Genomic DNA, 15315 nt, shown 5'->3' with positions numbered 1-15315 from the left:
CTCCTTAGTGATGTGCTGTAGGTTTGATCTCAGCAGGATCGCGATAAATCGCTTCAGCTTCATGTACAGTTGGTTCCGGATTTGCCAAAGCACGGCGAATCACACCAATTGCAGCAAATAGCATGACGAAAGCAACAATCATAAAGAAAGCACATAGACCCGCATTGATCTGATTCGACAATGCCACTGTGTGCATCTCAGCCACGGTTTTTGCTGGTGCCAGAATTTCATTATTGGCAATTGCCGTGTTAAAGCGGTCAGCTTGCGCAAGGAAACCGATCTTCGGATTTTCGTGGAAAATCTTTTGCCAGCCTGCAGTCATTGAGGTAATGAACAGGAATACAGTTGGAATAATCGTCACCCAAACGTATTTCTGTTTTTTCATCTTAAACAGGATGACGGTACCCAGAATGAGTGCCATTGCAGCCAGAATCTGGTTACCGATACCAAACAGTGGCCATAAACTGTTAATCCCACCGAGTGGATCGACCACGCCTTGATAAACGAAGAAGCCCCAACCAGCGACAGCGACAGCTGTACCTAATAAATTACCAAAGAAATTATGTGACTGTTTTACTGCAGGAATCACGATACCTACGGTATCTTGAACCATAAAGCGACAGGCACGAGTACCGGCGTCAACAGCAGTCAGGATGAATAATGCTTCAAACAGAATCGCAAAGTGATACCAGAATGCCATCATTTCACGGCTATTGAAGATTTCGGTAATGATATGCGCCATACCAATCGCGAAAGTCGGTGCACCACCAGTACGCGACAGAATCGAGTTTTCACCGACTTCCTGCGCCAGCAAAGTCAAGGCTTCAGGGGTTACTACGAAACCAAGGGTTCGTACTGCTTCTGCTGCACTTTCTGCCGTAGTACCAAGTAATGCGACTGGCGAGTTAATCGCGAAGTAAATGCCTGGATCCAGAATCGCAGCACAGATCAAGGCCATGATCGCCACAAAAGATTCCATTAACATACCGCCATAACCGATCATGCGGATATCACGTTCGTTGTTGACCAGCTTTGGTGTGGTTCCTGATGAAACCAGTGCATGGAAACCGGAAATCGCACCACAGGCAATGGTAATAAACAGGAATGGGAACATGGAACCTGCAAATACAGGACCAGTACCATCAATAAATTTGGTAATTGCTGGCAGTTTCATTTCTGGCATCGCGAACAGAATACCAATCGCCAGACCCGCAATCACGCCAATTTTCAGGAAGGTAGATAAGTAATCACGCGGTGCAAGTAGCAACCATACCGGCAATACAGAAGCAATGAAACCGTAGATAATCAATGCCCAAGTCAGTTCAGTACCTGACAAAGTAAAGAATGGACCCCAGTATGGATGTTGAGCAATAGTTTCACCGTAGATAATGCCGAGCATCATCAACACGAAACCAATAATGGAGACTTCTGCGATTCGTCCTGGTCGGATAAAGCGCATGTAAATACCCATGAATATTGCAATCGGAATCGTCGCAGCAATACTGAATACACCCCATGGGCTGTTGGTTAAAGCTTTGACAACGACTAGCGCCAATACCGCCAAGATGATAATCATCACGCCTAAGGCACCGAGCATGACAATAATACCGGCAAAAGTACCTAGTTCCTGTTTGGCCATTTCACCAAGTGAACGACCATCGCGACGAGTTGAAATAAACAGTACCAGAAAATCCTGAACTGCACCGGCAAGTACCACACCGACTAATAGCCAGATCGTGCCCGGCAAATAACCCATTTGTGCTGCCAGAATTGGCCCCACCAGTGGACCTGCACCGGCAATCGCGGCAAAGTGGTGACCGAAAAGCACCCCTTTATTGGTGGGTACATAGTCCAGACCATCAGCCAGACGATGGGCAGGCGTTAAACGGCGCTCATTCAGTTCAAAAACTTTATTGGCAATAAATAAACTGTAAAAACGGTAAGCGATGCTATATACACAGGCAGCTGCCAGCACCAGCCAGACTGCATTGACATGCTCTCCACGGCTAAGTGCAAGAATCCCAAAGGATACTGCCCCGACAATGGCTACAAGGAGCCACATAATTTTCGAAGTCATGCTCGACTTCTGTTGTAAAGTTTCCATTCAATCCCTCATATCTGTTGCATTTAAATCAGCGTGATTCTTTTTGTTCGAGGTACTGCTGTTTTCCCTTGCGACTTTACGCCTGTTCTTTTTTGTTGCCTCTAAGACTTTGGCATAAAAAAGGGGATGATTTTCATCATCCCCTTTGATAATAGTCTATTTTCAGACCATTATGCACGTTCTAGGTATTCACCTGTACGTGTATCAACACGAACTTTATCTTCTTGCTGAACAAATAATGGAACACGTACTACCGCACCTGTTTCCAGTTTCGCTGGCTTACCGCCACCGCCAGAAGTATCACCACGTACACCTGGATCAGTCTCAACGATTTGCAATACCACAAAGTTTGGTGCATTCACTGTTAAAGGAACGCCATTCCAAAGCATGATGGTACATTTTTCATTGGAGTCATCTTTTAACCATTTTGCTGCATCGCCCATCGCGATTTTATCTGCTGCAATCTGTTCAAAAGATACTGGATCCATGAAGTTCCACATTTCGCCATCGTTGTACAAGTATTCCATTTCTACTTCTACGATGTCAGCAGCTTCTAGTGAGTCACCAGATTTAAATGTTTTTTCTAACACTTTACCTGATTTAAGGTTACGTAATTTTACGCGGTTGAAGGCCTGGCCTTTACCTGGTTTTACGTATTCGTTTTCCATGATTGAACATGGGTTACCATCAAGCATAACCTTAAGGCCTGACTTGAAATCATTCGTAGAATAATAGGCCATGACTGGCGCACTCCAAACTTACTAACTTTAATCTATTGATGCTATGGGCTGTTGCAATGTCATTTAGCAAGTCTGACACGAACATGTAGTTGCCACATGCACATTCATTTAATGTTGCGTATTCTAAATGACCAATACACCATGCCGCAACGAAAAATTCCTATTTAACAGACCTTCACTGACTAAGTTACAGTCAGACATACCATTGAACAAATTATTCAGTTCCTACCATCTGCTGATCATTAAGACAAAGCTTTATATAATCTGCTCAACTAATACGTCAAACTTTATCCAATACAGGCACATTCATACTATATATAAACTGTTAAACTAATCGCTTCAGCTTCATCGCTTCCACTTTTACTTTATTCTTCCCACATGACAGACTTTTTCTATCAGGAACAAAACTGGCAGTCACAACTGAGTGACTTGATCACAAACCCGCAGGAATTATTACAACAACTGAAACTCTCACCTGAGCAGCTACTTTCTGGCGCAATTTTGGCATCAGAACAATTCAAGTTACGGGTACCACGTGCTTTTGTTGGCAAAATGCAGACTGGCAATCCACTTGACCCCCTGTTACTGCAAGTCCTGCCACATCATCTGGAACTGGAAGAGCATCCGGGTTTTGTTACTGATCCTTTGGGTGAAGAACAGGCTAACCAGCAGCCAGGCGTCCTACATAAATATAAGTCACGTTTTCTGCTGACCCTGACCGGAGCCTGTGCCGTACATTGCCGATATTGCTTTAGACGTCACTTTCCTTATCAAGAAAATTTACCTAAAAATGAAGACTGGGAAAATATTAAAAGCTATCTGCTAAGCCAGCCAGATATTAATGAAGTGATCCTGAGTGGTGGTGATCCACTCACTCTTTCTAACCGGAAATTAAAACTCTGGATTGAACGTCTGGAAACTTTAACTCAACTTAAATTCTTAAGAATACATTCACGAGTTCCGATTGTAATCCCAAGCAGAATCGATGACGAGCTGACAAGCATGTTAAAAAACAGTAGGCTACGTATTATTCTGGTGGTACACTCAAATCATGCATCTGAGCTGGATGATTACACCTGTAGCAAACTGAATCAGTTGGTTCAGCAACAGATTACCGTATTTAATCAGGCAGTGTTACTCAAAGGAGTAAATGATACTGCACCAGTTTTGGTCGATTTAAGTTATCGCTTGTTTGAAGCCGGAGTGATGCCGTATTATTTACATGTACTTGATAAAGTAAAAGGGGCGCATCATTTTGATTTGTCACCTAAGCATATAAACGAGATTTATACAGAAGTTTTAGCGAACTTACCCGGGTATTTGGTACCTAAACTTGTTCGGGAAATTGCGGGCGAAAAAAATAAGACACCGCTTTTTGGGGTTTCAACATTTTGAGTTAAATAATAAATGAGTAAACATAATTCAGATATTTTTCAAACGCCGACGGAACTTAAACTGGATCAACTGAGCTTTTGTCCAGCCAATGTAAAAGCCTTGCAGGAATGGGTGGCAGGAATTTCGATCCTGCAACTGGGGACATCCTCCAAGTCCTTGTTCAGTGCCCTACTGGAAATCTCTGAACTGAAGTGTTCTGAAACCCTGCGTTTTGACCTAATTCAGGTACTGCATCCGACTCTTGAAAATGTACTGACCAGCCTGGAAAAACACTTTGTTAATCAAGGCCTGATTACTACTGACCGTAATGACCAGATTATTGAACTGGCAATGCTGCTGCGTAGTCATTTTGCCAAGGCCTATATTGATATTGCCAAGCGCTGTAATCATGAGCTGAATCACAGCAGTTTTTCCTTATTTAAACTGGGAAAAAAGAAAAGTCTGACCACAGCACGTATGGTTTCGATTTACTATGCCTTACAACAGCTCAGCCTGCTGCTGTATCAACAGCATATGCTGTATGGCAAGCCAGTGATGGGCCAATGGCTTGCAGCTCATCAGCTGCTTGAAATTGCAATGCAAAATAATTTCCATCAGAGCAATATCAATCAGGTCTTGGGTACTCAGCATGAGCTACAGAATATTTCGAATGCGTATGCACAGCTGATCCTGCTGGAAATCTTCAATACTCATCAAATCCGACCGGCAGAAATTCAGGGATTGTATCTTTGCAGTTTTGACTGGGCCAAACTGGTTCAGGTTTTACCTAAAGAGACTACCCTGTCCCGCTATGCAGTCGATAGCAGCAAAGACTTGCCACCGGTATATAACTCGCGTCTGAATGATCATTTCAAGCCGAGCATATTTATTGCCACTCAGAACCTGATGGAACATCTGGCGGGTACACAAACCAAAAATGCCCAGTATCTGTCGCGTAATGAGAAATTGTTCCTCACCCCAGCGCTGCATTTTCATATTTATAACCTGTTGACCACAACCATGGAACGTCGTCATGAGCGTTATGAATACTCAGCGCATATCAATATCTGTTTTGGTTTGTCTGCTGCACATTTCTATCTGTCTCAGGGCAAAAACTTCCATGAAACCCTAGATGTTGAAGGCGGCTATAACTTCCAGAGTGAAAGTAGCTTTATCAGTGCATCAGAAAATGCCGTACCAGGTTCATTTAGTCATATCAAAGCCTTAGATCGTGAAGCCAAGCAGATTCACCATGCCGAAGTGCTGGACATCAGCGTCAATGGTTACCGGATTAAGTGGACCGGCTTTACCCCATCGAATCTGAAAACCGGCGAATTTATTCTGGTTCAGGAAAATGCCCAAAGCCAATGGCGTGGTGGTGTGATCCGCTGGATCAAACAGTCAACAGAAAAAAGTCTGGAACTAGGCTTGGAAATTCTGGCGCAAGACCTGTTCCCATGTGCAGTTTATGCACGGACCGACCGTCATCTGAAAAATTATCAGCCAGCTTTACTGGTACAGATAACCCAACTAGATCAGATTTCGAATAGTGTTATTGTGTCAGGTGTACAGATGTTTAGGGAAAAACAGACGATTCACCTGCGTGTTGATGGTCGTGAAATAAAAATCTATCTGACCAAAGCACAGCTGATCACACAAAGCTTTATTCGATTTGACTATGAATTATTGAATGATCAGGAAGAACAGATCATTAAAGGCTTTATTCACAAGCAAATGAATGAAATCAATAATCACGACTTATGGGAAGCATTGAAGTGAGAAATCCATTATTGTCTAAAAAGTTAAAACGTACAGAAACACGTTTACTGATTATTGATGATAATCAAATTAGATTTAACCAGATTCGTGATCTGTTGACCGCCAATGAATATCAGGTGGATGCAGTTCTACTGGATGACCTGCAGAACTTTGAAAAGCAGTTGAATTTCAACTGGGACCTGATCATCTTTGGCCGTGCGTATGACCTGAAATATGAACAGGCACTCAGTCTGGTACGCCTATCGAAACAGCCAAACTTGCCGATTCTGCTGCTTAAACCTGATGACTATCAGGCTAATCAATATACCGGTTATATCCAGAAAGGTGTGTATGACATTTTGAATCTGGAATATCCAGAACGCTTTTACCTCGGTCTGGTACGTGCCCTGTCTTTCAGCCGTCTGACCCAGTCGCAGCAACATTTAATAGAAGAGCTGGAAACAGTACAAACTCAGGCACAATTACTGGTTGAGGACAGTAACAAAGCGGTAGCCACCATTCAGGAAGGCATTCACATTCAGACCAATGAAGATTACCTGAAACTGTTTGGCCTGAATTCTGAAGATGACATTATCGGTTTGCCTTTACTCGATCTGTTACAGCCACAAGATCTAAACGAATTTAAGACCCGTTTTAAGAAAATTTCCCAAGGTCAGTTCGAGCTGGGTGGTTTTGAAATTCATTCAACCAATCCAAAGATTGCTGCAGTCAACCCCCTCAAGCTTGAGTTCCTGGCTTCTACCAGTGAAGAAGATGCTTTACAGCTAACGATTGATACTGCGAAAACTCAATCTGCTACAACAACTGAAAAAGCAGCAGTCAAGCCAAGTACGTTACAATTACTAAAACGCGAGCTGAACCGCGAGCCTGCCAATGCCAATGCATTGATCACCTTCTCTTTTGCTGCTTATGAGTCTCAAATTCTCAATGCAGATTGGGCGATCTACACAGGCTACTTCCATGAAGTTAAGAACTTCCTGAAAGAACAGGTTCGTGTATCGCTGTTTAAACTGGAACATGATGTCCTGGTCGGTGTCATTCAGGCCGATTCTCAGGAAATTCTGGAATCTAAACTGATTGGGTTAGCTGCATTAACCAAACCGCAGTTGATTACAGTCAATCAGCAGACCTGCTCTCTGAACTTACGCATCGGTTATACCAAACTCGACGGTGAACTACATGATGAGGCACAGCTGGATCAGCATATTGCTCGTGCCTTCTCTACACCATTACCTCAAGCACAACAGTCTTCCGAATTTGTGCTGGATATTCCATCGGATATGCTTGCACCTGCAGAAGCTGTTCCAAGTCTGGAGTTCAGTATTGCCGAATCAGCTGCAGCCCAGTCAGCCTCTAGTCCAGTATCTGCACCAGTTCCAACGCCTGTAACACCAGCTACAGCCGCAGCACCTGTAGCGATGCCAGGTTCAATCCTGCATGCACTGCGTCAATGCTTGGAGCGTGGCGAAATCCATCTGAAATATCAGCAGCTGTATGACAAGGAAGATAGCAATCTGTATACCTATGAGGTTACCAGCGGTTTTATTTTTGAAAATAAATGGCAGGATATTTCCAAGCTGCTGGAACTGCGTGAAGATGATGAACTTTCAATCAAGCTAGATCGCTGGATTCTGGTTGAGTCTTGCAAGCAACTGCATAACTTTATCACCCAATATCCTGAAGCCCGCTTGATCGTAAACCTGAATCGTGCCGTGCTCTTCAAAGACCGTAGTTTTCCTGAGTTTATCTCCAAGCTGATTACGATTATTCGCAGTAAATTAAAGCATCCTCTCACTTTACAATTTGCTGAAGAGGATCTGATTCTGAACCGCGAGGATGCGCAGAAATATATCCGTATTCTGCGTGACCATGGCGCAGAGATTGCAATTCGTGAATTCGGCAATTCGATGTATAGTGAAACCTTGCTCCGTGAAATGGATGTAAATGCCTTAACGATCCATCCACAGCTCACTGCACAATTGAATTCCAACACCGAGGAACTTCAGGAAAAAATCACTCGATACCTGGAAATCAAACCGGTTTATCTCCTGTTACGTGAACTGAATGATATGACTTCTTTTGCTAATGCTTGGAATGTCGATGCACGCTTCATTCAAGGTGATTACTTCCAGAAAAAACTGGATCATTTAATTGATGTACAGGAGCGCTAAGCTTCTGTAAAAAGCCTGAATATTGTAAATCCACAAATTTCAGGCACAAAAAAACGGGCAATTTGCCCGTTTTTTTCATTTTGGGTATTAACGTTTAACAGAACGTGACATACCAGCAAAACGTTGTTTGAACTTGTCGATACGACCGCCAGTGTCAACGTTCTTTTGCTTACCAGTGTAGAATGGGTGGCAAGCTGAACATACGTCTAGGTAAAGCGTTTCTTTACCAACAGCTGAACGAGTTTCGATTACGTTACCACATGAACAAGTAGCAACTAGTTTTTCATATTTTGGGTGAATATCGGCGCGCATGGTCGATTCTCCATAAAGATCAAGAAGGTTTTGCTGTCATCGCAATTGATCACTCTCAGAAACTGAGGAAAGGCCAGAATCAAATTCAGGCAGATCAACACCACAACAGACCATTCTTTTGGCCCACCGAGACGGATACCGTCAGAGCTAAGCACAACAAGTTGGGCAATATTATACGTGAAACAAATTTAATAAGCGAATTATTCTTCAGTTTTAACTGCAACCTGTTTGGCCCACATATTGGCAACAATGCCGCAAACCATCAGCTGAATCTGATGGAAAATCATGATCGGCAATACAATCATGCCAATTGGCTGACCAATAAACAGAATTTGTGCCATCGGCACGCCGCTGGCTAAAGTTTTCTTGGAACCGCAGAAAAAAATAGTTTTCTGATCCGCTTTATCAAAACCAATCCAGCGTGGCACAAACAGGGCCAGCAGCATCACCAAAGTCAGTAAGACTGAGCAGGCAATAATGAGCAGTAATAAGGTCGATAAGCTTACCTGATGCCACAGCCCTGCCACAACAGCACTACTGAACGCGCCATACACCACCATGAGAATCGAACCCTGATCAAAAACCTTAACAATTTCTGGCATTTTCTTCATTTGTGGAAATACCCAAGGACGCAGAATTTGTCCAAGGATAAACGGCACCAGAAGCAGTAAAGTGATCTGCATAATGGATGAGGTGGGATCAAAACCATGTTGTGACTGACCCAAAATAAAAAAGGCTACTAATACCGGGGTAATAAACATACCGACAATATTGGAAAATGAGGCACTACACACTGCACCGGCGACATTACCCTGTGCCACTGAAGTAAAGGCAATCGAAGACTGTACTGTTGATGGCAGGAAGCACATAAACAGGAAGCCCCAGTACAGCTCCTGACCCAATAACGGAACCAGGACCGGCTTGGCCAACAGACCAATTATAGGAAACAGCGCAAAAGTAAATGCGAACACCAAGGTATGTAGCTTCCAGTGCATCAATCCTTCAACTACGGCCTCACGTGATAACTTGGCACCATGCAGAAAGAATAAGATAGCAATGGCAATTGTGGTAATAGATGAAAAGACTTCAGCCGCCTGTCCTGATACCGGAACAAAACTGGCAAGTATCACCATTATAAAAAGCAGTATAGTAAAACGGTCCAATGCCAATAACTTAAGCATATCCCTTCATCCCTTAGATTTTATTGTTTGATATAAAAATGCCCGGCTATCTTAACAGATACCGGGCCCAGGCTATGCATTCAGATTGATGTAATCTTTTCATCTATACATGAATACATTTCATATATCATGCTATCTAACTAACACTTAGTTGTTACGTGCATTATGGTCCTGCTGAATCAGTTCAATTTTATAACCATCTGGATCTTCGACAAATGCAATAACGGTTACACCGCCTTTCATTGGACCTGCTTCACGAACCACCTTGCCGCCACGAGCCTTGATTTCTTCACAGGCTTTATAAGCATCATCGACTGCAATCGCAATATGACCGTAGCCATTGCCTAAGTCATAGCTTTCTGTATCCCAGTTATGGGTCAGTTCAAGCACAGTGTGATTTTCCTCATCGCCATAACCCACAAAAGCCAAGGTAAAACGACCTTCTTCATAATCACGCTTACGAAGTAAAGTCATACCAAGAACTTCAGTATAGAACTTTAGTGACTGTTCCAGATTGCCTACACGTAACATGGTATGCAGCATGCGCATATTATTCATCCTTATTGCCAGATTGTTGTTGGTGTTCACCGAGTAATTTTCCAACCCAGACCACTAGAATGAGAATCGGAATCCCAATCAATGTGGTCATCAGGAAGAAGTTCGGATAACCGATATTGGTGACTATAGTACCTGAATATCCCCCTAAAATCTTAGGGGTTAGTGTCATAAGTGAGCTAAAAATCGCATATTGGACTGCAGTGAAAGATACGCTGGTCAAGCTGGATAAGAAGGCAATAAATGCTGCACCTGCCAGACCGGCAGCTAGGTTGTCGACGATAATCGCAAAATACAGCCAGGCATCGCTATATGGCTTGATCACCTTGCCTGTCACTTCAATATCAGTATTACGATTCACATCCACAGGAACCAGTGGCTGGATATCGACATCAAGCATCTTGGTATTTTTAGCATCATTGCTCGTCTGATAGACATGTGTCACTTGCTGAACAGCTCGCTCATCCTCCATCAATACCACACTGATTAAATGCGCTGGCGCAGATTTCAGTTTTTCTGCTGGAATAGCTGTACTAAACACCCCCTGTTCTACCAGCTTGGCTTCAAAACGCTCATCATTCAGTTCATAAATGATCTTTTGATTATCTTGTAAAGCTTCACCGACATATTGACCACGAACCACAATACTCCCTTCTTCATTAGCATGAAGGGTATTGTCGCTGGTAATTGGTAGAATCTGCAGCTGTGCATTACCTGATGTCTGCAGCAAATATGGCATGGACAGACTAACTGTACTATCAGTCGTATTAGCATTGGCATAAGCCGCCTGAACCTGAATCTGCTTGGCATCAGCCAGTACCTGTACGGGTACTTTCACTTTCCAGTAACCAACTTCATCCGTGTCTGCCTGATAGCGTTGCTGTCCAACCTGAATATCTACCGGATTTAGCTGTTGCCCGGATTTAACCAAACCAATAAAGATCAGATTGGTAGAACAGGCCAGAATGGCACCGACAAACATCAGCTTCATGATATTCATCTTCTGGGCCAATAATCCTCCCAGGAAACCACCTAAGAGGGAAAAAATCACCCCATAGACCTTCACTGCTTCAGCAATCTGCTCCTTGCTAAAGTTCATGTCCTGATAGAACACATTAGAAATCACACCAGCAATAATGTCTGAAACACGATAAAAACCAATCAGCAATAACAGGACCAAAGCCAGTTTTAGGCCATAGCGCTTGAAGAAATCTGCAACAGGATTGACCCAGGTTTCATAGGCCATTTCCCGGTTCACCGCACCCATTTTCACCAAGGCGGCACCCACACCGAATGCGACTGCACCAGATCCGATAAAACGCAAAGATTCAAAAGTAAATAATGCAAAGGTATCCTGAATGGCAAACTGTTCAGTCAACATGCTCACCAGATTACCTGAATATACATAGCTCAATACAAAGCTAATGACCGCGACAAAAAACACCCCGACCAGGCGGAAATAATCACTGCGTATATAGGTTTTTCGTACACGATCGACCTGCGGTTCACGGATTGACAGCGTCGTGATAATCCCCACCAACATCACCGCAGCCATGGCCAAATAGGTCCATTTCCAGGCATCATAAATATAGTTACCTTTTGCGGTACCTAGGTAAGCGGCAAGGAACAATGCGCCCGCACCAGCGACAATCATACCAATACGGTAGCCTGCGTTATAAGTTGCAGCCAGCACGGTCTGCATCTGAGTTTCTGCCAGTTCAATACGGTAGGCATCAATCACAATATCCTGAGTTGCTGCGGAAAAGCCAAGCAAGACTGCACCAAGCGCCATCTGCTGAAGATGTAGTTGTCCTAAAGCCGGATCTGAAAAAGCCATAATACAGATCGCGCAGACAATCAGAATTTGGGCGATCAGCAACCAGGCACGACGTCGACCTAAAGCCTTAGTCAGGAATGGCACTGGTAGTTCATCAATCAGTGGTGCCCAGACAAACTTAAAGGAATAACCCAAGGCAGCCCAGCTAAAGAAAGTTACTGCACTTTTACTAATACCCGCTTCACCGAGCCAGAGAGACAGACTTGAAAAAATCAGGAGAATCGGTACACCGGCTGAAAAACCCAGAAACAGCATGATCAGCGCACGCCGATCCAAGAAGGCTGTAAAGGCGGATTTCCAACCCGTCGTTTGTGTTGTCATTGCTTTATTATTTTCCGCAAAAAACCAGTAGTTGCTATTCAATCCTTTAATACAGGATCTTTCAACAAGATTTACCATTTTCTCTGCATAGATCATTTTATTTTTTTACGCCAAAAGCGACATGTTGGCTTGAATTTTCCGGCTAATTCTGTATACCTTAAATCATTAATGCACTATTTCGTTTTGGACATCAACAGTGACCCAGAGACTCGATCAAATTCATTCTTCAATAACCGCCAATACGATTAACACTACCCTAACTGCACAACAAAACCATGCTGAACTATTAAAGACAGCATTTGAACAAAGCGAAATACAACCTACTCTTGAAAAAACCCGCTTGCCGCCCACGCAACTGACACATATTCCAAAACTGGATAAAATTCCGGCGTCGACCAAGCGTATTAAACCACTCAATAATTTTCTTGGTCAGGATCGTGCACGTGCCTCAGTTGAAGCCGGGATTGCCCTGCCATATTCAGGCTATAATATTTTTGCTGTCGGAACCGCAGGTCTTGGCAAGCGCACCATGGTCAAACGTCTGCTACAGCAACATGCCAAAACAGTAGCAACACCAAATGACTGGGTGTATGTTAATAATTTCCAGAATTCCCGTCAGCCGATTGCATTGCAGTTTCCTGCAGGTCAAGGTCCTAAATTCCAGGCAATGCTGCATCAAAGCTGGCAAACCATTCTTAAACAGCTGGAACGTCGTTTTACTGCGGAAACCTATTACAACCGTATTGAGATGATCCGTCAGCAAACCGGTGATGAGCAGCAGCAAGCGCTGATTGAACTGACCCGTGAAGGTGAAGAATTCGATCTAAAGCTGATCTCTCGCAATGATGAGCACTGCTTCGTACCGGTTCATCTCAAAGATGACAAGCTGCAGGAAATGACACAAGATGATCTGAATGCACTGAGCAATAAAGATCGTGCTGAAATTGCATCCAACATGCGTTACATGGATAAAAAACTGGAACGCCTGGGCCTGCACCTCGGTGATCTGGAAGATGATGCCCGTGACCGTGTACAGGTACTCAACCGTGAGATTGCCAAACAGGTGGTTGTACCGCGTGTTGAACAGATGCTGGCTAAATTTAAAGATGTGGAAGGCCTGGATAAATATCTGAAATTCTATGCGGAAGACATCATTAATAATGTCGAGATTGTGCTGGAACAGGAAGAAGATGACTTTACTCCTGGCCTGTTCAGTCGTGTGCCGTCCCGTTATCAGGCCAATGTCATTGTGACATATAAGCCAAACAGCGGTGCGCCGGTAATCTTTGAAGATTTCCCAACCCATTACAACCTGCTCGGTCATGTAGAACAGTTAACCCAGAACGGTACGATTACCACTGACTTCACCTTGATCCGTCCAGGCTCAATGCATCGTGCCAATGGCGGCTTCCTGATGATTGAAGCTGAGCAACTCTTAGAACAACCGTATGCATGGCAAGGCCTAAAACGTGCATTGAAATCTGGTCAGCTGAAACTGTCTTCTTTAGAACATATGCTAACGCTAACGGGCAGTATTTCGATTGAGCCAGCGGCGATTCCACTTGATATCAAGATCGTGTTACTAGCTGAACCAGAAATCTATTATGAAATTCTGGAGCTCGAACCTGAGCTGGGCAGTATCTTTAAAATCCGTGCTGACTTTACAGATACATTACAACGTAATGACGAAAATGAGCAGGCCTATATGCAGCTCATTGCTGATTACGTTCAGGCAGACAAACTGTTGCCTTTTGACCGTTCTGCCTTGGCTGCCTTATTGACTGATTCAAGCCGTCAGGCTGAAGACCAAAGCTCCTTGTCATTACATGCGCTGACTTTGGGTGATTTGATTCGTGAAGCGCATCATCATGCCTTTAAAGCTGATGACAAAATGGTTTCAGAAAAACACATCAACACTGCCCTGGATCATCGCAAATATCGCTTAGGCTATTTACGTGAGCTATATTGGCAAGATCTGTCTCGTGGTACCCAGCTGATTGAGACACGTGGCCATCGTCTTGGTCAGATCAATGCCCTGTCCGTTATTCACTATGCGGACGTGGAATTCGGTTTACCTTCACGTTTAACTGCATCGGTCTATCAAGGTGGTGGTGACATTCTGGATATCGAACGCAGCGTGGAACTCGGTGGTTCACTACATGCCAAAGGCGTATTACTGATGGCGTCTTTCCTGAAAGCACATTTCGGTCGTGAACAAACCCTGCACTTCTCTGCAGCTCTGGCGTTTGAACAAAGTTACGGTCAGGTAGATGGTGACAGCGCTACTGTGGCTGAACTTTCTGCATTGATCTCAGCCATTAGTCAGTTGCCAATTGACCAGTCTTGGGCGATTACCGGTTCAATGAACCAGCTCGGTCAGGTACAGCCAATTGGTGGGGTAAATGCCAAGATTGAAGGTTTCTTTGATGCCTGCAAACTGCAAGGCTTGACTGGCAAGCAAGGTGTCATCATTCCGCGTCAGAACATGCAGCATCTGATGCTGCGTAAAGATGTAATTGCAGCAGTTGAAGCAGGTCAGTTCCATATCCATGCGATTGATACCATCGATCAAGCACTGGAAATTCTAATGGCACGTCCAGTCGGTACCTTGGACAAGAAAGGCCGCTATAGCAAGCATTCAATTTATGCTGCGGTGATGGAGCAACTGGATTACTGGCAAGCTATTGAAGATGGTGCCGAGCTTGAGGAAGAAGAGCCAAAGAAAAAGAAAAAAAAGAAGAAAAAGAAAAAAGACAAAGCACCAGTAAAGGATATTCAGGCAGATCCAGATGCGCTTGCAGCAGCACTTGCGGCTGAATCAAAAGAACTGGAACAATCTGAAACCTCTGAGAATAAGGCAGAAAACTAATCCTGCCCTTTTCCATTTTAAGTGTTAAATTTCAGTCATAAAAAAGCGCTTCTCTGGAAGCGCTTTTTAACA

General features: G+C 43.8%; 10 protein-coding genes. 4 read left to right on the top strand and 6 right to left on the bottom strand.

All coding sequences use genetic code 11. From position 1 onward, the window contains the following. Positions 1-4: 4 nt before the first annotated feature. Together ACTJIX_RS07765 and efp are read right to left on the bottom strand one after the other, a co-directional pair. On the bottom strand, positions 5-2104 hold the full coding sequence (locus tag ACTJIX_RS07765) for a carbon starvation CstA family protein (protein ID WP_004894100.1): 2100 nt from the start codon (positions 2102-2104) through the stop codon (positions 5-7). 170 nt (positions 2105-2274) lie between these two features. Next, complete coding sequence (gene efp, locus ACTJIX_RS07760; protein WP_004810438.1) at positions 2275-2844, bottom strand: elongation factor P; 570 nt, start codon at positions 2842-2844, stop codon at positions 2275-2277. A 378-nt stretch (positions 2845-3222) separates the two neighbouring features. Between efp and epmB the strand changes: the two genes are divergently transcribed. The 3 genes from epmB to ACTJIX_RS07745 are packed head-to-tail and all read left to right on the top strand — an operon-like array spanning position 3223 to position 8168. After that, a complete protein-coding gene (gene epmB, locus ACTJIX_RS07755; RefSeq protein ID WP_262478617.1) occupies positions 3223-4239 on the top strand; it encodes an EF-P beta-lysylation protein EpmB in 1017 nt (338 codons plus the stop codon). A 12-nt stretch (positions 4240-4251) separates the two neighbouring features. Then, positions 4252-5997, top strand: coding sequence for a hypothetical protein (locus tag ACTJIX_RS07750; protein WP_005221534.1), 1746 nt, complete (start codon positions 4252-4254; stop codon positions 5995-5997). Further along, entirely contained in the window at positions 5979-8168 is a 2190-nt protein-coding gene (locus tag ACTJIX_RS07745) for an EAL domain-containing protein (protein ID WP_005221533.1), read from the top strand. The genes ACTJIX_RS07750 and ACTJIX_RS07745 overlap by 19 nt, the downstream gene beginning before the upstream one ends. An 87-nt stretch (positions 8169-8255) precedes the next feature. Here ACTJIX_RS07745 and rpmE read toward each other — a convergent pair whose 3' ends face one another. The 4 genes from rpmE to ACTJIX_RS07725 all read right to left on the bottom strand — a co-directional run bounded on the left by rpmE (position 8256) and on the right by ACTJIX_RS07725 (position 12374). Beyond that, complete coding sequence (gene rpmE, locus ACTJIX_RS07740; RefSeq protein ID WP_004782616.1) at positions 8256-8480, bottom strand: 50S ribosomal protein L31; 225 nt, start codon at positions 8478-8480, stop codon at positions 8256-8258. A gap of 200 nt (positions 8481-8680) precedes the next feature. Beyond that, positions 8681-9661: a bile acid:sodium symporter family protein gene (locus tag ACTJIX_RS07735; RefSeq protein ID WP_005221531.1), complete on the bottom strand. Its 981-nt coding sequence runs from the start codon at positions 9659-9661 to the stop codon at positions 8681-8683. 147 nt (positions 9662-9808) lie between these two features. Then, positions 9809-10210, bottom strand: coding sequence for a lactoylglutathione lyase (gene gloA, locus ACTJIX_RS07730; RefSeq protein ID WP_440611329.1), 402 nt, complete (start codon positions 10208-10210; stop codon positions 9809-9811). A gap of 1 nt (position 10211) precedes the next feature. After that, the gene (locus ACTJIX_RS07725) at positions 10212-12374 is read right to left on the bottom strand and encodes an AmpG family muropeptide MFS transporter (RefSeq protein ID WP_440611328.1); all 2163 of its coding nucleotides are present in this window, start codon (positions 12372-12374) and stop codon (positions 10212-10214) included. A 196-nt stretch (positions 12375-12570) separates the two neighbouring features. Here ACTJIX_RS07725 and ACTJIX_RS07720 point away from each other — a divergent pair, with 196 nt between their 5' ends. Beyond that, positions 12571-15243, top strand: coding sequence for a Lon protease family protein (locus ACTJIX_RS07720; protein ID WP_440611327.1), 2673 nt, complete (start codon positions 12571-12573; stop codon positions 15241-15243). Positions 15244-15315 lie beyond the last annotated feature (72 nt).

It is taken from the genome of Acinetobacter sp. 22323 (assembly GCF_052044895.1).
Lineage (GTDB): Bacteria > Pseudomonadota > Gammaproteobacteria > Pseudomonadales > Moraxellaceae > Acinetobacter > Acinetobacter schindleri.
This window is presented reverse-complemented; position numbering and strand designations above follow the sequence as displayed.